The sequence below is a fragment of the Streptomyces fungicidicus genome (genome assembly GCF_003665435.1).
Lineage (GTDB): Bacteria > Actinomycetota > Actinomycetes > Streptomycetales > Streptomycetaceae > Streptomyces > Streptomyces fungicidicus.
In genome coordinates this window covers 3,044,021-3,063,696 of the sequence record NZ_CP023407.1, presented here as the reverse complement: position 1 = coordinate 3,063,696, position 19,676 = coordinate 3,044,021, and the positions used below count along the sequence as shown (strand labels likewise).

Here is a 19,676-nt window from a genome sequence, read left to right as displayed (position 1 = left end):
GGGGCACCGGTGTGCGACCACTCGGCGCACACACCGGCACCCCGCTGTCGGCGGGGCATGGAATCATGGCTGCAACGGCCCAACCGGTGGGCCGCTGCCTTGGGTTGGCGATGGTCAGGACCACAGGCCACAGCCTTCAGGGGGAGGAACGATGGCGGACAGCTTCGGACCGATGCGTGACGAGGATGCCGACGACGGCGTCGTCGGCATGGGCCCGGGCGCGGACACTCCACGCAAGGAGCCGATCAGGGTCCTTGTGGTGGACGACCACGCGCTGTTCCGCCGCGGTCTGGAGATCGTGCTCGCGGCCGAGGAGGACATCCAGGTCGTCGGCGAGGCGGGGGACGGCGCGGAGGCGGTGGAGAAGGCGGCCGACCTGCTGCCCGACATCGTGCTGATGGACGTGCGGATGCCCAAGCGGGGCGGGATCGAGGCGTGCACCTCCATCAAGGAGGTCGCCCCCAGCGCGAAGATCATCATGCTGACGATCAGCGACGAGGAAGCCGATCTCTACGACGCCATCAAGGCGGGCGCGACCGGTTATCTCCTCAAGGAGATCTCCACCGACGAGGTGGCCACCGCCATTCGCGCGGTGGCCGACGGGCAGTCGCAGATCAGTCCGTCCATGGCGTCGAAACTGCTCACCGAGTTCAAGTCGATGATCCAGCGCACCGACGAGCGCCGGCTCGTGCCCGCGCCCCGGCTGACGGACCGTGAACTCGAAGTCCTCAAGCTCGTGGCCACCGGGATGAACAACCGCGACATCGCCAAGGAACTCTTCATCTCCGAGAACACCGTGAAGAACCACGTGCGCAACATCCTGGAGAAGCTCCAGCTGCACTCCAGGATGGAGGCGGTGGTCTACGCGATGCGGGAGAAGATCCTCGAGATCCGCTGACGGCGCGCGCCGGAGGGGGGTCAGGCGAGCGCCCGGGCGAGCTCCACGGTGAGGGCCTCACGGAGCTCGGGCGAGTCGGCCCGCTCCACCCGGACGTCGGTGCAGTCCACCCAGCCCGCCGCCTCCACCAGCGCCTGCGCCACGGCGGGGACCGCCTTCGCTCCGTCCAGCGTGACCTGCTTGGCCACCAGCGTGCGCCCCTCACGCGCCGGGTCGACCCGGCCGACGATCCGGCCGCCCGCGAGCACCGGCATCGCGAAGTAGCCGTAGACCCGTTTCTGCTTGGGGACGTAGGCCTCCAGGCGGTGGGTGAAGCCGAACAGCCGCTCCGTGCGCGCCCGCTCCCAGATCAGCGAGTCGAACGGGGACAGCAGCGTCGTACGGTGCCGGCCGCGCGGCGGCGATGCCAGGGCCTCCGGATCGGCCCAGGCCGGCTTGGACCAGCCCTCCACCGTCACCGGGACCAGACCCGAGGCGTCGACCACCGCGTCGAACTGCTCGCCCTTGAGCCGGTGGTAGTCGGCGATGTCCGCGCGGGTGCCCACCCCGAGGGACCGGCCGGCCAGGCGGACCAGGCGGCGCAGGCACTCGGTGTCGTCCAGCTCGTCGTGCAGCAACTGCGCCGGGATCGCGCGCTCGGCGAGGTCGTAGACCCGCTTCCAGCCGCGGCGCTCGACGCACACCACCTCGCCGTACATCAGCGCGCGTTCGACGGCGACCTTCGTGCCGGACCAGTCCCACCACTCGCTGGTGCGCTTGGCGCCGCCCAGCTCCGTCGCGGTGAGGGGACCCTCGGTGCGGAGCTGCTTGATCACCTGGTCGTAGGCGCCTTCGGGGAGCTCGTGGTTCCAGTGCGGCCGGGCGCGGTAGGCGCGGCGGCGGAACGCGAAGTGGGGCCACTCCTCGATGGGGAGGACGCAGGCGGCGTGCGACCAGTACTCGAACGCGTGCGGCGGCTCCGAGCCCGTCGTCCAGTAGGCGTCCTCGACGGTCCGGCGCCCCACGGCGCCCAGGCGGGCGTAGGGGATCAGCTCGTGGGAGCGGGCGAGGACGGAGATGGTGTCGAGCTGCACCGCGCCGAGATGGCGGAGGACCCCCCGGACGCCCGCGCGGCGGTCGGGGGCGCCGAGGAGGCCCTGGGCCCGCAGGGCGATGCGGCGGGCCTCGTCTGCCGAGAGCGCCGTGGTCGGTCGCGGAAGGGTCGTCATGGGTCCGCACCATAGAGGGCGGCACTGACAACCGGCGCGCGCCCGGGCGTCACCCCAGACCGGGCACGTAGGGCGCCGTGGAGGGAAGCCCCAGGTCGGACGGGAGGAGGGAGCCCACCCAGCAGTCCCGCAGCACTCCCTTGTTGTTGAGCGACGAGCGCAGCACGCCCTCGACGGTGAAGCCCGCGCGTTCCGCCACCGCGCGGGAGGCGGTGTTGCCCACCTCCGCGCGCCACTCCACGCGGTCGACCGACATCCGGGTGAAGGCCCAGCGGGAGGCGGCGAGGGCGGCCTCGGTGATGTAGCCGTTGCCCCGGTGCTCCTTCGCCGCCCAGTAGCCGATCTCGCCCGTCCCCAGGGCCCGCATGGTGATGCCGAGCATGCCCGTGAGCTCCCCGCCGGGCAGGAAGACGCCGAAGGTGAACATCGAACCGTTCGCCCAGCCGTCCGGCGCGATCTGCTCCGTGAAGCCCCGCGCGTGCTCGGGCAGGTACGGGGAGGGGATCGTGGTCCAGCGCTGGATGTCCGGGTCCTGGCAGATCGCGTACACGGTGTCGGTGTCCTGCGGGCCGACCGTGCGCAGCAGGAGACGGTCGGTGGTGAGCGTGACGGGTTCCATCGGGCGATTCTGCGCTCGCGGCGGCGAAGGGCGCCATCCCTTAGCGGTGCGTGAGGCGACGATCACCCTTCGCGCAATTCGCCGGGGTGTCGTGGCACCATCCGGGGGCCCCGGACGTTGTTCTTTTGAAGCAGCGGTGAATCGGATAGGAACCAGCCGACGGTCACCCCCACGGCAGGCCTCCCGGCGTGGCGGGGTCCTCGCATACGATGGCCGTTGCTCAGTCAGTCAAATGGAAACCGACCGTCCCAGGCCCGACCGGCAAGGAGACCAACCCCCGTGTCCGTCCTCTCGAAGATCATGCGTGCAGGCGAAGGCAAGATCCTGCGCAAGCTGCACCGCATCGCGGACCAGGTCAACTCCATCGAAGAGGACTTCGAAGGCCTCTCCGACGCCGAGCTGAGGGCCCTCACCGACGAGTACAAGCAGCGGTACGCCGACGGTGAGAGCCTGGACGACCTGCTCCCCGAGGCCTTCGCCACCGTCCGCGAGGCCGCCAAGCGCGTGCTGGGCCAGCGCCATTACGACGTCCAGATCATGGGCGGCGCCGCTCTCCACATGGGCTACGTGGCCGAGATGAAGACCGGTGAGGGCAAGACCCTCGTCGGCACCCTGCCCGCGTACCTGAACGCCCTGTCCGGTGAGGGCGTCCACATCATCACGGTCAACGACTACCTGGCCGAGCGCGACTCCGAGATGATGGGCCGCGTCCACCGCTTCCTGGGCCTGGACGTCGGTTGCATCCTGGCCAACATGACGCCGGCCCAGCGCCGCGAGCAGTACGCCTGCGACATCACCTACGGCACGAACAACGAGTTCGGCTTCGACTACCTGCGCGACAACATGGCGTGGTCCAAGGACGAACTCGTCCAGCGCGGCCACAACTTCGCCATCGTCGACGAGGTCGACTCCATCCTCATCGACGAGGCCCGTACGCCGCTGATCATCTCCGGCCCGGCCGACCAGGCCACCAAGTGGTACGGCGACTTCGCCAAGCTGGTCAAGCGCCTCAAGCGCGGCGAGGCCGGCCAGCCGCTCAAGGGCATCGAGGAGACCGGCGACTACGACGTCGACGAGAAGAAGCGCACGGTCGCGATCCACGAGTCCGGTGTGGCCAAGGTCGAGGACTGGCTGGGCATCGACAACCTCTACGAGTCGGTGAACACCCCGCTGGTGGGCTACCTGAACAACGCCATCAAGGCCAAGGAGCTCTTCAAGAAGGACAAGGACTACGTCATCATCGATGACGAGGTCATGATCGTCGACGAGCACACCGGCCGTATCCTCGCCGGCCGCCGCTACAACGAGGGCATGCACCAGGCCATCGAGGCCAAGGAAGCGGTGCCGATCAAGGACGAGAACCAGACCCTCGCCACGATCACGCTGCAGAACTTCTTCCGCCTCTACAAGCGCCACGACCACAGCGGCAAGGAAGTCCCCGGCCTGTCCGGCATGACCGGTACGGCGATGACCGAGGCCGCCGAGTTCCACCAGATCTACAAGCTCGGTGTGGTGCCCATCCCGACCAACCGGCCGATGGTCCGCAAGGACCAGTCGGACCTGATCTACCGCACCGAGGTCGCCAAGTTCGAGGCGGTCGTCGACGACATCGAGGAGAAGCACCGCAAGGGTCAGCCGATCCTCGTCGGCACGACCTCGGTGGAGAAGTCCGAGTACCTGTCGCAGCAGCTCAGCAAGCGCGGCATCCAGCACGAGGTGCTGAACGCCAAGCACCACGAGCGGGAGGCGTCGATCGTCGCCCAGGCGGGCCGCAAGGGCAGCGTCACCGTGGCCACCAACATGGCCGGCCGCGGTACGGACATCAAGCTCGGCGGCAACCCCGAGGACCTCGCCGAGGCGGAGCTGCGCCAGCGCGGCCTCGACCCCGAGGAGCACATCGAGGAGTGGGCGCACGCCCTGCCCGAGGCCCTGGAGCGGGCCGAGGCGGCGGTCAAGGCCGAGAAGGAGGAGGTCGAGAAGAACGGCGGCCTCTACGTCCTCGGCACCGAGCGGCACGAGTCGCGGCGCATCGACAACCAGCTGCGTGGCCGTTCCGGCCGTCAGGGCGACCCCGGCGAGTCCCGGTTCTACCTCTCGCTCGGCGACGACCTGATGCGCCTGTTCAAGGCCCAGATGGTCGAGCGCGTGATGTCCATGGCGAACGTGCCGGACGACGTGCCGATCGAGAACAAGATGGTCACCCGCGCGATCGCGTCCGCCCAGTCGCAGGTGGAGACGCAGAACTTCGAGACGCGCAAGAACGTCCTGAAGTACGACGAGGTCATGAACCGCCAGCGCGAGGTCATCTACGGCGAGCGGCGCCGCGTCCTGGAGGGCGAGGACCTGCAGGAGCAGATCCAGCACTTCACGGACGACACGATCGACGCCTACGTGCAGGCGGAGACCGCCGAGGGCTTCCCCGAGGACTGGGACCTGGACCGGCTGTGGGGCGCCTTCAAGCAGCTCTACCCGGTGAGTGTCAGCATCGAGGAGCTCGAGGAGGCCGCGGGCGACCGGGCCGGCCTGACCGCCGAGTTCATCGCCGAGTCCATCAAGGACGACGTCCGCGCCCAGTACGAGGCCCGTGAGGCGCAGCTCGGCTCCGAGATCATGCGTGAGCTGGAGCGCCGGGTCGTGCTGTCGGTCCTGGACCGCAAGTGGCGCGAGCACCTCTACGAGATGGACTACCTCCAGGAGGGCATCGGCCTGCGCGCGATGGCGCAGAAGGACCCGCTGGTCGAGTACCAGCGCGAGGGCTTCGACATGTTCTCCGCGATGATGGACGGCATCAAGGAGGAGTCCGTCGGCTACCTGTTCAACCTGGAGGTCCAGGTCGAGCAGCAGGTCGAGGAGGTCCCGGTGGAGGACGTCAAGCCGGTGGCCGACCTGGAGAAGCAGGACGCGGTGCCCGCGCAGGCCGGGTCGCGCCCCGAGATCCGGGCCAAGGGGCTCGACGCCCCGCAGCGTCGCAACCTGCACTTCTCCGCGCCGACGGTGGACGGCGAGGGCGGCACCGTCGAGGGCGACTTCGCCAGCGACGAGGAGCCGGTGCGCTCCGAGGCCGACGGCCTCACCCGCGCCGAGCGCCGCAAGCAGGCGCGGGGCGGGCGTCGCCGCAAGAAGTGAGCGCCGCCGCTCCGTGCGGAGCGGCCGTGAGCAGGCCGAGGGCCGGGCACCCCAGGGTGCCCGGCCCTCGGGCGTCCGTGCGCTCAGCGGCCGTCCGCGGCGTGCGGGCGGGGGCCGCCCAGCTCCACCGCGGTGCAGCGCCAGCGCAGGTCCCGTCCCTGCTCCAGCCGGAAGGCCATGGCGCGCAGCCGGTCGCCGGCGCCGATCCGGGCGAACGCCTCGATGGCGCCCTCGCGGGGCTCGAACCAGCCGATGTCCCGTACGACGGGCCGGACGCCGCGGGTGCGCAGGGGCCCGCGCTCGGCGAGCCGGACCAGCTCGTCGTAGGCCCGCCCCGCGGTGTGCCGCAGCATGGCGTGGACGGGGCGCTGGCCGCTGAGGACGGCGAGGAGCAGCTCGGCGAAGCGGTCGGTGGGCCGGGGCTGGGGGACGGCGTCCCGGACCGGCGGACGGTTGTCGGCGGGCCGAGTGGAACGCGCCGTGACGCCGGGCCGGCGCCGGTCGGGGGAGGGGGCGGATGTCGTCCTTCCGGCGGGGGTGCGGGGCGGTGAGGCGGGTGCGGTCCTGGCCGCGGTCGGGCGGGAGGGCGGGGCACCGCCGGGGCGGCGTGCGTCGCGGCGGGCGGGGGGACGGCCGCCGGGGCGGTGCTGCACCCTGGTCATGACCTTGTTCATGGGACCCCGTTTCGACGGGCCCGGGCATCCGGGCGGCTGGGGGAGCCGGGGGATACCGGGCAGTAACTTCCTGTCTGGGGATCTTGTACGGGGCTCCGGGCGTCAAGGGCAAGCAAGCCCTGCGCGTGTCCCGGGGGCGGGGAAGTTCACCTATCCGGGTGGCCGGCGGCCGCTCGGGCCCGCGCTGCGGCGGGCGGACCGGGTGAAGTCCGGGACGGAAGTGGACGCGGCCGGGGTCCCGGGCACGACCCCGATGGGGGACGCCCGCACGTATCCTGAAGGCCCTCGCGGAGTCCCCGATCACACGAAAGCGACCCACCATGCGCGTCTACGTCCCCCTGACTCTCCCCGCGCTCGCCGAGGCGTACGGGACGGGTGCGCTGGGCGACGGGCCCTTCCTCGCGTACGCCGTGACGCCCGCGCTGCGCGGGTGGTACCTCTCCGACGACCTCGAGGAGCTGGAGTACGCCGCGCTCGGCCGTGCCGCGCTGGCCTCCCTGCGGCTGCTGGCGGCGGACCCCGGTGCGCCGCGGCGCAGGGTCGTGGTCGCCGTGGAAGTGTCCGACGACACCGCCTCGGCCGACCCCGACCGGAGCGCCGATCCGGCCGCGCTCGGCGAGGTGCGGGTCGCCGGGGCCGTACGGCTGGCCAGGGCGGCCGCGGTGCACGTGGACGCGGCGGACGCGGAGACGGATGTGGCGGCGGCCGCGGACGCGCTGGCCGCGGCGGACGGCGGGGACGACGAGGCGCAGTCCACGGTGGACGGCGCGGAGGACCATGAGCTGCTCTGGTACGCCACCCAGGAGATCCCCCACCTGGTGGGCTGACCTGCGGGTCTCCTCATTGTCAGTGGGGGCGGGTACGTTTTCGGGCATGGGGATGCACACGGACGCGCACATCGTCTGGGACTGGAACGGCACGCTGTTCCACGATGTCGACGCGGTCATCGGGGCGACGAACGCGGCCTTCGGCGAGCTGGGCCTGGAGCCCATCACACTGGAGCGGTACCGGGAGCTGTACTGCGTGCCGGTGCCCAGGTTCTACGAGCGGCTGATGGGGCGGCTGCCCAGCGAGGCCGAGTGGGGGCTGATGGACGCCACCTTCCACCGGTACTACACGGAGCACCGGGTACGGTGCGGGCTCGCCGAGGGCGTGACGGACCTGCTGGCGGGCTGGGCGTCGGCGGGCCGCAGCCAGTCGATCCTCAGCATGTACGGACACGAGGACCTGGTCCCGCTGGTCCGGGACTTCGGGATCGAGGCGCACTTCATACGGGTCGACGGGCGGACCGGACCGTCCGGCGGCAGCAAGGCCGAGCACATGGTGCGCCACCTCGGCGCGCTGACCGGGATCGACCCGGAGCGCACGGTGGTGATCGGGGACGCCGCCGACGACGCGCTGGCCGCACGGCACGTGGGAGCGCGCGCCGTGCTGTACACCGGGGGCTCCCACGGCCGCGCCAGCCTGGAAGCGGTGGGCGTCCCGGTGGTGGACTCCCTCCAGGAGGCGGTGGCGGAGGCGGAACGCCTGGCGGCGGCGGCCTGACCCCGCCCCTCGCGGGGCGAGCAGGCATGGCTCGGACACCCGGCCGGCACGGCCGGCACGGCCGGTGCTCCGGGCGCACCCGGTCGGCGAGCCCGTGGCCGCTCCTCGGAGCCATGTCGCGGGTGTCCAACGTCCGGCGGCGGCCCGGACCCGCCCGTCACGGGCGCGGGTCGGCCCCGCCCGCGGAAGCAGGCCGTGCGGCCGGTCCGCGGCACACGCCCGTGCGGCACGCGTCGCGTGTGTCGAGGTGACACGGACGTCGGGTGCCCCGGCGGCGATGTCCCGCGGCTGCGACACGGCCGGCCGGCATCCCGGAGGTGGCCGAAAACGCGTCGGCCGAGCGGGTGGCGTCCGGAGGGGTGTCGGCCGGTGCGTCGCGCCGTCGTGCCGGCCGCGCGGTTCGCTTCTGTCGTGTTCGGTTCGCGTGGCGTTGTCGGTACGTGGGGGATCGTGTCCGGGGAGGGGATCCGGGGCGCGGACGGGCCGGGGCGCACTGTGCAGAACGTCAAAGTTCGGGGTCTGGTTTTGTACACATACGGCTCATGACGGGGGCCCCGCAGGGAGCGATAGCCTTGGTGGCGTGATCAGCGCGATAGCTCGCGGGGGCCTCGGCGTCCCTGCTGTGCGCCCGGTGGGCACGGACGACATCCGTGACCGGGTGGCAGTCGCTGGTCTTCGCGGGCGGCACGGGTCCAAGAGGGCACCCGGGGCACGCCGCACCTCCCCGGGACCGGCGTCGCAGAGAGCGGCGTCACACCCCTCGGGCGTGCCGGATGTGGCCGAGAAGCCCCCGCACACTCCACCTCGCGGCATAGCGTCGGAACAGACCGGACACCCCGCGTCGTACCACCGCACCACCGGGTCGGAGACCGTACTTTCTTCTACGTCACGCAACGGCGCGCGACAGGAGCCAGAGGACCATGCAGACCAAGCTGGACGAAGCCAAGGCCGAGCTGCTCGAAAGGGCCGCCCGGGTAGCTGAGAACAGCCCGGCCGGCGGCAAACTGCCGACTGGGACGACGGACAAGGGCATGCCCGACCGGGACACCGTGCTCGAGTTCCTCCAGCGCTACTACCTGCACACCGCCCCGGAGGACCTGACCGACCGTGACCCGGTCGACATCTTCGGAGCCGCCTTCTCGCACTACCGGCTCGCCGAGGGCCGTCCCCAGGGCACGGCCAACGTCCGCGTGCACACCCCGACCGTCGAGGAGAACGGCTGGACCTGCAGCCACTCCGTCGTCGAGGTCGTCACCGACGACATGCCCTTCCTGGTCGACTCCGTCACCAACGAGCTGACCCGCCAGGGCCGCGGCATCCACGTCGTCATCCACCCGCAGGTCGTGGTCCGCAGGGACCTCACCGGCAAGCTCATCGAGGTGCTCAGCACCCGGCCCGCCGGCGACCTCCCGCAGGACGCGCGCGAGCTCCCGCACGACGCGCACGTCGAGTCCTGGATCCACGTGGAGATCGACCGCGAGACCGACCGCGGCGACCTCAAGCAGATCACCGCCGACCTGCTGCGGGTCCTCTCCGACGTCCGCGAGGCCGTGGAGGACTGGGGCAAGATGCGCCAGGCCGCGACCTCCCTGGCCGAGGCGCTCACCGACGAGCCCGTCCCCGCCGACCTGCCCGGCCCGCAGGCCGAGGAGGCCCGCGAGCTGCTGCGCTGGCTCGCCGACGACCACTTCACCTTCCTCGGCTACCGCGAGTACCAGCTGCGCGAGGACGACTCGCTGGCCGCCGTCCCCGGCACCGGCCTCGGCATCCTGCGCTCCGACCCGCACCACGACGCCGACGAGAGCCACCCGGTCAGCCCGTCCTTCGAGCGGCTTCCCGCCGACGCCCGCGCGAAGGCGCGCGAGCACAAGATGCTGGTGCTGACCAAGGCGAACAGCCGGGCAACCGTGCACCGGCCGTCGTACCTGGACTACATCGGCGTGAAGAAGTTCGACGCGGACGGCAACGTCGTCGGTGAGCGGCGCTTCCTCGGCCTGTTCTCCTCGGCCGCCTACACCGAGTCCGTGCGCCGGGTCCCGGTGATCCGCCGCAAGGTCGAGGAGGTCCTCGAGCGCGCCGGCTTCTCGCCGCACAGCCACGACGGACGCGACCTGCTCCAGATCCTGGAGACCTACCCGCGCGACGAGCTGTTCCAGACCCCGGCCGCCGAGCTCCAGTCCATCGCCACCTCGGTGCTCTACCTCCAGGAGCGCCGCCGGCTGCGGCTCTACCTGCGCCAGGACGAGTACGGGCGCTACTACTCCGCCCTCGTCTACCTGCCGCGCGACCGCTACACCACCGGTGTGCGCCTGCGGATCATCGACATCCTCAAGGAGGAGCTCGGCGGCATCAGCGTCGACTTCACCGCCTGGAACACCGAGTCGGTCCTCTCCCGGCTGCACTTCGTGGTCCGCGTCCCGCAGGGCACCGAGCTGCCCGAGCTGTCCGACGCCGACAAGGAGCGCATCGAGGCCCGCCTCGTGGAGGCCGCCCGCTCCTGGGCCGACGGCTTCGCCGAGGCGCTGAACGCCGAGTTCGGCGAGGAACGCGCCGCCGAGCTGCTGCGCGCCTACGCCGGCGCCTTCGCCGAGGGCTACAAGGCCGACCACTCCCCGCGCACCGCCGTCGCCGACCTGGTGCGCCTGGAGCAGCTCGGCGAGGAACGCGACTTCGCGCTCAGCCTGTACGAACCGGTGGGCGCGGCCGCCGAGGAGCGCCGCTTCAAGATCTACCGCAAGGGCGAGGCAGTTTCCCTGTCCGCGGTGCTGCCCGTGCTCCAGCGGCTCGGCGTCGAGGTCGTCGACGAGCGGCCGTACGAGCTGCGGTGCGCGGACCGCAGCGTCGCCTGGATCTACGACTTCGGTCTGCGAATGCCCACGGGAGCGGGCGCCGATCACATCGGCGACGACGCCCGTGAACGTTTCCAGGACGCCTTCGCGGCGACCTGGACCGGCAAGGCGGAGAACGACGGCTTCAACGCCCTGGTGCTGGGCGCCGGACTGACCTGGCGGCAGGCCGTGGTGCTGCGGGCGTACGCGAAGTACCTGCGCCAGGCCGGTTCCACGTTCAGCCAGGACTACATGGAGGACACCCTCCGCAACAACGTCCACACCACCCGGCTGCTCGTCTCCCTGTTCGAGGCGCGGATGTCGCCGGACCGGCAGCGCGCCGGGTACGAGCTGGTGGACGCGCTGCTCGAGGAGGTCGACGCCGCCCTCGACCAGGTCGCCTCGCTGGACGAGGACCGCATCCTGCGCTCCTTCCTCACCGTCATCAAGGCGACGCTGCGCACCAACTTCTTCCAGGAGGCGACCGGCGGCCTGCCGCACGACTACGTCTCCATGAAGTTCGACCCGCAGGCCATCCCGGACCTCCCGGCGCCGCGCCCGGCGTTCGAGATCTGGGTGTACTCGCCGCGCGTCGAGGGCGTGCACCTGCGCTTCGGTAAGGTCGCGCGCGGCGGTCTGCGCTGGTCGGACCGCCGGGAGGACTTCCGCACGGAGATCCTCGGCCTGGTCAAGGCGCAGATGGTGAAGAACACCGTCATCGTGCCGGTGGGCGCCAAGGGCGGCTTCGTCGCCAAGCAGCTGCCCGACCCGAACGCCGACCGCGACGCCTGGATGGCCGAGGGCGTCGCCAGCTACCGGACGTTCATCTCGGCGCTGCTCGACATCACCGACAACATGGTGGCCGGCGAGGTCGTGCCCCCGGCGGACGTCGTCCGCCACGACGAGGACGACACCTACCTCGTCGTCGCCGCCGACAAGGGCACCGCCAAGTTCTCGGACATCGCCAACGAGGTCGCCGAGTCGTACAACTTCTGGCTGGGCGACGCCTTCGCCTCCGGCGGCTCCGCCGGGTACGACCACAAGGGCATGGGCATCACCGCCCGCGGCGCCTGGGAGTCCGTGAAGCGGCACTTCCGGGAGCTGGGCGTGGACACCCAGACCCAGGACTTCACGGTCGTCGGCATCGGCGACATGTCCGGTGACGTGTTCGGCAACGGCATGCTGCTCAGCGAGCACATCCGCCTGGTCGCCGCCTTCGACCACCGGCACATCTTCATCGACCCGAACCCGGACGCGGCCGTCTCCTACGCCGAGCGCCGCCGGCTGTTCGAGCTGCCGCGCAGCTCCTGGGCCGACTACGACACCGGGCTGCTGTCGTCCGGCGGCGGGATCTTCCCGCGCAGCGCCAAGTCCATCCAGGTGAACGCGCAGATCCGGGAGGCCCTCGGCATCGAGCCGGGCATCACCAAGATGACCCCGGCCGACCTGATGAAGACCATCCTCACGGCACCGGTCGACCTGCTGTGGAACGGCGGCATCGGCACCTACGTCAAGGCGTCCACCGAGTCGAACGCGGACGTCGGCGACAAGGGCAACGACGCCATCCGCGTCGACGGCAAGGGCCTGCGGGTCTCCGTGGTCGGCGAGGGCGGCAACCTGGGCATGACCCAGCTCGGCCGGATCGAGTTCGCCCTGCACGGCGGCCGGATCAACACCGACGCGATCGACAACAGCGCCGGCGTGGACACCTCCGACCACGAGGTGAACATCAAGATCCTGCTCAACGGTCTCGTCAAGGACGGCGACATGACCGTCAAGCAGCGCAACAAGCTGCTCGCCGAGATGACCGACGAGGTCGGCGCGCTGGTGCTGCGCAACAACTACGCGCAGAACACGGCCATCGCCAACGCCCTGGCCCAGTCCAAGGACATGATGCACGCGCAGCAGCGCTTCCTGAAGCACCTGGTGCGCGAGGGGCATCTGGACCGGGCCCTGGAGTTCCTGCCCACCGACCGTCAGATCCGTGAGCGGCTCGCCTCCGGGCAGGGCCTGACCGGGCCGGAGACGGCCGTGCTGCTGGCGTACACGAAGATCACGGTCGCCGAGGAGCTGCTGCACACCACGCTGCCCGACGACCCGTATCTGAAGGTCCTGCTGCACGCGTACTTCCCGACGGCGCTGCGCGAGCAGTTCATGGAGCACATCGACTCCCACCCGCTGCGCCGCGAGATCACCACGACGGTGCTGGTCAACGACACCGTCAACACGGGCGGTACGACGTATCTGCACCGGATGCGCGAGGAGACCGGCGCGTCGCTGGAGGAGATCGTCCGGGCGCAGACCGCGGCTCGCGCGATCTTCCGCTCCTCGGTGGTGTGGGACGGGGTCGAGGCGCTCGACAACACGGTCGACGCGGAGGTCCAGACCCGCATCCGGCTGCACTCGCGCCGGCTGGTGGAGCGCGGCACGCGCTGGCTGCTCAACAACCGGCCGCAGCCGCTGGAGCTCGAGGAGACGGTGTCGTTCTTCGCCGAGCGGGTCGAGCAGGTCTGGTCGCAGCTGCCCAAGCTGCTGCGCGGCGCGGACCTGGACTGGTACCAGAAGATCTACGACGAGCTGAGCGGAGCCGGTGTGCCGGACGAGCTCGCCACGCGGGTCGCCGGGTTCTCCTCCGCGTTCCCGACGGTCGACATCGTGTCGGTCGCCGACCGGACCGGCAAGGACCCGATGGAGGTCGCCGAGGTGTACTACGACCTCGGTGACCGGCTGCGGATCACACAGCTGATGGACCGCATCATCGAGCTGCCGCGCGCCGACCGCTGGCAGTCCATGGCCCGCGCGGCGATCCGCGAGGACCTGTACGCGGCGCACGCGGCGGTCGCCGCGGAGGTGCTGGCGGAGGGCAACGGCTCGTCGACGCCGCAGCAGCGGTTCGAGCTGTGGGAGCAGAAGAACGCGGCGCTGCTGGGCCGGGCCCGTAGCACGCTGGAGGAGATCCAGGGCTCCGACTCGTTCGATCTCGCCAACCTGTCGGTGGCGATGCGGACGATGCGGACGCTGCTGCGGTCGCATTCCTGACCACCTGAGCAGCTGAGCACCTGAGCAGGCGGACGCGAGGGCGTCCCGGGCCGTCGACCGGCCCGGGACGCCCTCGCGGCGTCGTGACGTCGTGACGTCGTGACGTCGTGGTGCCTGTGGTGCCTTAGGTGGGCATCGGGCCGGGATGCGGTGCGGGCCCGCCGTTCAGGGCAATGGCTCATGGGTGACTGTCCGATTCTCGTTGTCCGCTCCGCCGGGGAGGGACGGTGGGCGCCGCGCCGCCGTGCGTCCCTCGGCCGTCGGACGGACGACGGCCCTGGCCGCCGCCGTACTCGTCCTCGTCCTGATGGTCCTGGTGATCGTGCGGCTCCCCTGGGTCGGCGACCTGGGCATGCACGCGGCGACCGTGCAGCGGCTGCGGCACAGCCCGCTCGACCCCGGCAACCCCCTGGTCGACGCGGACACGCCGAGCCCGTACTACTCCCCGTGGATGCTCCTGCTCGGCATCGTCGCCCGGTTGCCGGGGCTGTCGGTGTTCGTGGTGCTGCGGCTGGCCGCCGTGGCCGGGCTGGCGCTCCTGGTCACAGGGGTGTGGCGGTATGTGCGGACGCTGAGCGCGCACCGGGCCGCGCCCGCGCTCGCCCTGCTGAGCCTGCTGCTGCTGTGGGGCACCACCGCGTTCCTGTGGAGCGGCTTCACGGGGATGAACTCGCTGGCGCTGACGGTGTCGTATCCGAGCACGTTCACGCTCGGGCTCGCCTTCCACTTCTGGGCGTGGCTGACGGGGGCGCTGCGCCGGGAGGCCGCCTGGCCGACGTGGCTCGGTCTGGGGGTGCTGTGCGCGGTGATCCTGCTCTGCCACCAGTTCTCGGGGGTGGTGGCCGGCCTGGGCGCCGTCGCCACGGTGCTCGCGGCGCGGCCCCGGCGCGCGGTCTGGCCGCGGCCGGCCGCCGGGCTGCTGCTGGGGGCGCTGGTCCTGTGGGCCTGGCCGTACTACGACTTCTACGCCCTGTTCGGCGCCGGGGCCGCGCTGGAGGACGTGCACCGGGTGCTGTACGGGCATCCGGTGGCGCGGTACGGGCTGGTGCTGCTCGGGGTGGCCGCGCTGGTGCCGCGATGGCGGCGCGACCGGTGGGATCCACTGGTGCTCTTCTTCGCGCTGGGGGTGCTGGTCGCCGGGGCGGGATGGGTGAGCGGCCACTACTCGTGGGGGCGCGCGCTGCCCGCCGCGCTGATCCCGGCCCAGCTCGCGGTGGCGCTGGAGGTGACCGGCGCGGGGCGCCGGCGGCTGCGGGCCTGCTGGGCGGTGCTGCTGGGCGGGGCGCTGGTGGTCGGGGCGTGGGCGCAGGCGGGGACGCTGGGGTACGTGCTTCCGCGGGGGGTGCTGCCGGGGGTGGTGGAGGACGGGTACCGGCCGCCGTGGACGGGGTACCACTGGATCACGCCGTGGGTGCGGTACGGGGATGTGGTGATGGCGGAGGGGCGGGCGGCCCGGCAGGTGCCGGCGTACGGGCCCTACACGGTGGCTCCGGGGTACCCCGACTTCTTCCTTCCGGATGAGCGGGGGCGGGTGGGGGCGACGGTGCGGTACTTCGCGGAGGGGACGTCGGAGGGGGTGCGGCGGGGGATCGAGCGGGAGTACGGGGTGCGGTGGGTGGTGGGGCGGGGTGGGTGGCCGGGTGGCGCGGGGTTGCGGGAGGTGGCCCGGGGGCCGGAGGGGGAGGTGCTGTACGCGGTGCCGTGAAAGGGGGGTGTGGTGGTGGTTTTTTCGCCCCCGCCGCCCCTTCCCGTTCCCGTCCCCTGGGGGCTGTGCCCCCAGACCCCCCTTCGGCCCTGAAGGGGCCTTGTCCTCAAACGCCGGACGGGCTGAGAAGCCTGAAGATGGTCGCTGCCAGGTGGGCTGCGCGGCGGAGGCGGGGGTGGGCCAGGTGGTGGGCGGTGGGGCGCAGGACGGTGGCCGTGAGGCCGGTGGGTTCCCAGCGGAGCTGGAGGCGGCCGGGGCCGTGGCCCTCGGGCTCGACGGTGATCCGGTGCGGGGCCGCGCCCGAGCGGTAGGGGACGTGGGCGGTCAGGGCGGGGAAGGCGAGCGGGGCCAGCAGCAGCCCCCGGTTGCCCTGGCCCCGGCAGGTGAGCCGGACCATCGGATGACGCACCCCGGCGAAGCCGCTCAGCGGGAGGCGTGCGGCCGCCGGGTCGAGACGGACCCGCCCCTCGAAGACCCCCGGACGGACCGGGAGCAGCCGGAAGGGGACGGAGAGGCGCCGCCGGCCGGGGGAGAGGAGGAGGCTCGCGCGCTGCGGGCCGACCGGGAGGCGCAGGGCCGGGTCGTAGGTGCGCACGGTCAGGTCGACGGAGGCCCCCGGGCCCCGGGCGATCTCGGTGATCTCGTGGCGGAACTGGGCGCCGGGGAACGGGCGGGTGTCCAGCTCCAGCTCGGTCAGGTCCAGCTCACGGCGGGCGCCGGTCGACCCGGGGACCTGCCCGCCCCAGTAGACGCGCCCGTCCGCGCCCGTGCTCAGCTCCCTCGGGGCGACGCCGTGGCCGAGCCCCCGGGCGGCCCACCGGACCTCGGAAAGCCGCCGGTCGCGGATCAGCTGGAGCACCACCCGCTCGGCCCGGGGCAGCCGGGCGTACGCGCCCGGCGACAGGGTCCCCAGGTACGGGTTCACCAGGTCGGCGAAGGTCTCCAGCCACTCCTCCTCCCGGTAGGGCAGATCACCCGCGTACATCCGGAAGTCGTGCTTGAGGAACTTGTGGTCCTTGTCCTCGCGCAGCGCCCGGTGCCCGCTGTCGTCCAGGAACGCGTCGATCAGCCGCTGGACGTGGATCCGGTCGCGGACGTTGGTGAGCAGATGCCGCTGGTTGGAGATGGACGCCGCGCCGGAGCCCGCGTACGGGGCGACGTACCAGAGGTAGACCGGCTCGGGGATGATCGTGAAGCGTTCCGCCAGGCAGTACGCCTGGGCCGAGAACAGCTGGTCCTCGTAGTGGATGCCCTCGGGGAAGCGCAGTCGGTGCCGGTCGAGGAAGGCGCGGGCGTACATCTTGCTGGTCGACAGGTGTTCGAAGAACAGTCGCGGGTCGGCCGCGATGCCGTCCAGGGTGCGGCGCTCGCGCACGAGGTGCGGCATCCAGGTGGAGCGGCGGCCGGTGTCCACCCGGACCCGCCGCACGGCGCCCATCGCGAAGTCGATCTCGCGTTCCCGGTGTGCGGCGAGCAGTGCCGCGACCGACTCCTCGGGCAGTTCGTCGTCGCTGTCGAGGAACATCAGGTACGGCGCCCGCGCCAGCTCCAGTGCCCTGTTGCGCGGCGCGCTGCACCCGCCGCTGTTCTCCGGCAGCCGCAGGTACCGGATACGGCCGTCGGTGGCGGCCAGCGCCCGCGCCACCCGGGGGGTGTCGTCCGTCGAGTGGTCGTCGCTGATGACGATCTCGAGGTTCCGGTGGGTCTGCCGGCGCACCGACTCCACCGCGCGGGGCAGCCGTTCGGCGTCGTTGTGGACGATCACCGTCACGGTGACGTCGGGGACCGGCGGGGTGCTCATGCCGCCTCCTCGGGCGTGGGCGCCGGGGTGCGTTCCCCGACCGGCAGCACCGGCGGCAGTGACGCCTCGTCCTGGCCGAGGAAGACCCGGCGCACGACGCGTTCGGCGGCGCGGCCGTCGTCGTACTCGCAGAACCGGCGCCGGAAGACGGCCCGCGCCTTCGCCGCGTTCTCGTCGCGCCAGGCGTCGGTGGTGAGGATCCCGGTCAGCTCCTCCTGGGTGCGGGCCACCGGACCGGGCGCCTCGGCCGTCAGGTCGAAGTAGACGCCGCGCGTGGTGCGGTACGTCTCCCAGTCGTCGGCGTGGATGACGATCGGGCGGTCCAGGTTGGCGTAGTCGAACATGATCGACGAGTAGTCCGTGACCAGGACGTCGGCGGCCAGGCACAGCTCCTCGACCGGGTCGTAGGACGAGACGTCCACCACCCGGCCGGAGCGGCGCAGGCTGGTGAGCGGGGAGGCGGCGCCGTCGTAGAAGTAGTGGCCGCGCACCAGCAGGACGGTGTCCTCGCCGAGCCGGTCGGAGAGGGCGGCGAGGTCCAGGCGCGGGGTCCAGCCGGCCTCGTAGTCGCGGTGCGTGGGCGCGTACAGGACGGCCCGGCGGCCCGGCGCGATGCCGAGGCGTTCGCGGACGGCGCGGATCTCGGCGGCGCCGGCCGTGTAGTAGACGTCGTTGCGCGGATAGCCGTGGTCCAGTGAGACGTACCGGGACGGGTAGGCCCTCTCCCACATCCGGGTGGTGTGGCTGTTGCTGGAGATGCTGTAGTCCCATTTGTCGACGCGTTCCAGCAGCGCCTCGAAGTCCAGGCCCTGGGCGGCGGCCGGGAACGGCAGCTGGTCCACGCCCATGCGCTTGAGCGGGGTGCCGTGGTGGGTCTGGACGTGGACCGTGCCGGGGCGCTTGACCACCGCGTTCGGGAAGTTGACGTTGTTGACGAGGTACTTCGCGGTGGCGAGCACCTCCCAGTAGCGGCGGGTGCCGGGGACGATGTGGTCGGTGCCGGGCGGGAGCAGGGCGGCGTTGCGGTCGGTCACCACCCACACGGGGTGGATGTGCGGGGCGAGTTCGGCGAGCTTGGCGGCGATCGCGGCCGGGTTGCAGGAGACCCCGCGGTTCCAGTAGGCGGCGAACACCGCGAGATGGGGGTCGACGGGCCGGTGCAGGGCCCGGCGGTACTGGAGGTCGCGGACCCGGGTGCCCAGCTGCCGCCTGCCGGCGCGCACCGTGGACCGCACCGCGCGCCGGGTGCGGTTGGCGGCCTGGAAGGCCCGGTACTTGGTGTAGGCGCCCTCCTCGAGCAGCGAGCGGCGGATGCCCTCGAGGCCGGCCGGGCGCCGGTGGCCCTCGGGGCGGCGGCGCAGCGCGGCGACGGAGGCCCGGTGGAAGAACTCCCGGGCCACGTCCTCGGGCATGCCGTCGCGGGTGAAGGCGCGCAGGCAGTCGCGGACCATGATCTCGTACAGCACCGTGTACACGGCGGGGCGTTCGCGGGCGAGGTCGAGGAGACGCTCGTAGCGGTCGACGAGCGCGTAGTGCTGTTCGGGGGTCTTCGGGGGGAGTCCGGCGGGCCGCAGCCGGCGGTCCTCGTAGGCGATGTGCGGCAGCGCGGCGACGCGGTCGGCGAGCAGCAGGGCGGCGAGCGCCGTGCCCGCTTCGTCGTCGCCGTTGAGCTGTTCCTCGTGCGCCCGCCAGAAGCCGGCGCGCAGCACGCGGGCGCCGAGCAGCGGGGTCAGGCGCAGCAGATAGGCACTGTCGTCGAGGGCGAGGCCGGTGCGGCCGGCGCGGGCGAGCAGCGGGCCGTCCGCCGAGGGCAGACCGGAGCCGCGCCAGGTGCTGCGGAGGTGGTCGAGGAGGAGGACGTCCGCGGTGCCGGTGAGTCCGGCGACCCGTTCGGCGACGGTACGGGTGCTGCCGGGCGGCAGGCCGTCCTTGGCGCGGACGAAGTGCAGCCAGCGTCCGCCGGCCCGGGCGGCCCCCGCCGCGCGGGCCGCCGCGTCGGACGTGCCCTCGGGCAGGGACAGCACCTGGACGTCGGGCGCGTGCCGCTCCGCCGTACGACGGGCCCAGTCACCGACGGCGGCGACGACGACCTCGGTGTCCGGGAGGGGGCGGTCGGCGAGGGAGTCGAGCAGGCCGGTCAGGTGGTCCTGGGTGTTCGGCCCGTGGACGACGACGCTGAGCTCGGGCATCTCGGGGCTCCTTCGGCTGCTCGACGTCCCACCGGGCTTCCCGC

Annotated in this window: 11 protein-coding genes; 6 read left to right on the top strand and 5 right to left on the bottom strand. The window is 72.1% G+C overall.

Going from position 1 to position 19,676, the window contains the following annotated elements; translation table 11 throughout:
• Positions 1-151: 151 nt before the first annotated feature.
• The gene (locus tag CNQ36_RS13755) at positions 152-898 is read left to right on the top strand and encodes a response regulator (protein ID WP_040907016.1); all 747 of its coding nucleotides are present in this window, start codon (positions 152-154) and stop codon (positions 896-898) included.
• Between the two features lie 20 nt (positions 899-918).
• Here CNQ36_RS13755 and CNQ36_RS13750 read toward each other — a convergent pair whose 3' ends face one another.
• Positions 919-2,106, bottom strand: a complete 1,188-nt coding sequence (locus CNQ36_RS13750; RefSeq protein ID WP_121546221.1) for a winged helix-turn-helix domain-containing protein — start codon at positions 2,104-2,106, stop codon at positions 919-921.
• A gap of 49 nt (positions 2,107-2,155) precedes the next feature.
• Positions 2,156-2,725 (bottom strand): GNAT family N-acetyltransferase, encoded by a 570-nt coding sequence (locus CNQ36_RS13745; RefSeq protein ID WP_004930689.1) that lies wholly within the window; start codon positions 2,723-2,725, stop codon positions 2,156-2,158.
• Between the two features lie 279 nt (positions 2,726-3,004).
• Here CNQ36_RS13745 and secA point away from each other — a divergent pair, with 279 nt between their 5' ends.
• Positions 3,005-5,851: a preprotein translocase subunit SecA gene (secA, locus tag CNQ36_RS13740; RefSeq protein ID WP_121546220.1), complete on the top strand. Its 2,847-nt coding sequence runs from the start codon at positions 3,005-3,007 to the stop codon at positions 5,849-5,851.
• Between the two features lie 83 nt (positions 5,852-5,934).
• On the opposite strand, the gene CNQ36_RS13735 is transcribed toward secA, so the two are convergent.
• Positions 5,935-6,525: an Rv3235 family protein gene (locus CNQ36_RS13735; protein WP_121546219.1), complete on the bottom strand. Its 591-nt coding sequence runs from the start codon at positions 6,523-6,525 to the stop codon at positions 5,935-5,937.
• Between the two features lie 320 nt (positions 6,526-6,845).
• On the opposite strand from CNQ36_RS13735, the gene CNQ36_RS13730 reads away from it, so the two are divergent.
• From CNQ36_RS13730 to CNQ36_RS13715, 4 genes are all read left to right on the top strand, one after another.
• The gene (locus CNQ36_RS13730; protein ID WP_121546218.1) at positions 6,846-7,352 is read left to right on the top strand and encodes a DUF6912 family protein; all 507 of its coding nucleotides are present in this window, start codon (positions 6,846-6,848) and stop codon (positions 7,350-7,352) included.
• Between the two features lie 46 nt (positions 7,353-7,398).
• On the top strand, positions 7,399-8,070 hold the full coding sequence (locus tag CNQ36_RS13725) for an HAD family hydrolase (RefSeq protein WP_121546217.1): 672 nt from the start codon (positions 7,399-7,401) through the stop codon (positions 8,068-8,070).
• A 920-nt stretch (positions 8,071-8,990) separates the two neighbouring features.
• Positions 8,991-13,937 carry an NAD-glutamate dehydrogenase gene (locus tag CNQ36_RS13720; protein WP_121546216.1) on the top strand — a complete coding sequence of 1,649 codons (4,947 nt, stop codon included), beginning with the start codon at positions 8,991-8,993 and terminating at the stop codon, positions 13,935-13,937.
• A gap of 184 nt (positions 13,938-14,121) precedes the next feature.
• Complete coding sequence (locus CNQ36_RS13715) at positions 14,122-15,642, top strand: hypothetical protein (protein ID WP_410177118.1); 1,521 nt, start codon at positions 14,122-14,124, stop codon at positions 15,640-15,642.
• A gap of 106 nt (positions 15,643-15,748) precedes the next feature.
• On the opposite strand, the gene CNQ36_RS13710 is transcribed toward CNQ36_RS13715, so the two are convergent.
• Together CNQ36_RS13710 and CNQ36_RS13705 are read right to left on the bottom strand one after the other, a co-directional pair.
• Positions 15,749-17,443 (bottom strand): glycosyltransferase family 2 protein, encoded by a 1,695-nt coding sequence (locus tag CNQ36_RS13710; RefSeq protein ID WP_121546214.1) that lies wholly within the window; start codon positions 17,441-17,443, stop codon positions 15,749-15,751.
• Entirely contained in the window at positions 17,440-19,632 is a 2,193-nt protein-coding gene (locus tag CNQ36_RS13705; protein WP_121546213.1) for a CDP-glycerol glycerophosphotransferase family protein, read from the bottom strand. The genes CNQ36_RS13710 and CNQ36_RS13705 overlap by 4 nt, the downstream gene beginning before the upstream one ends.
• Between the last annotated feature and the right edge of the window lie 44 nt (positions 19,633-19,676).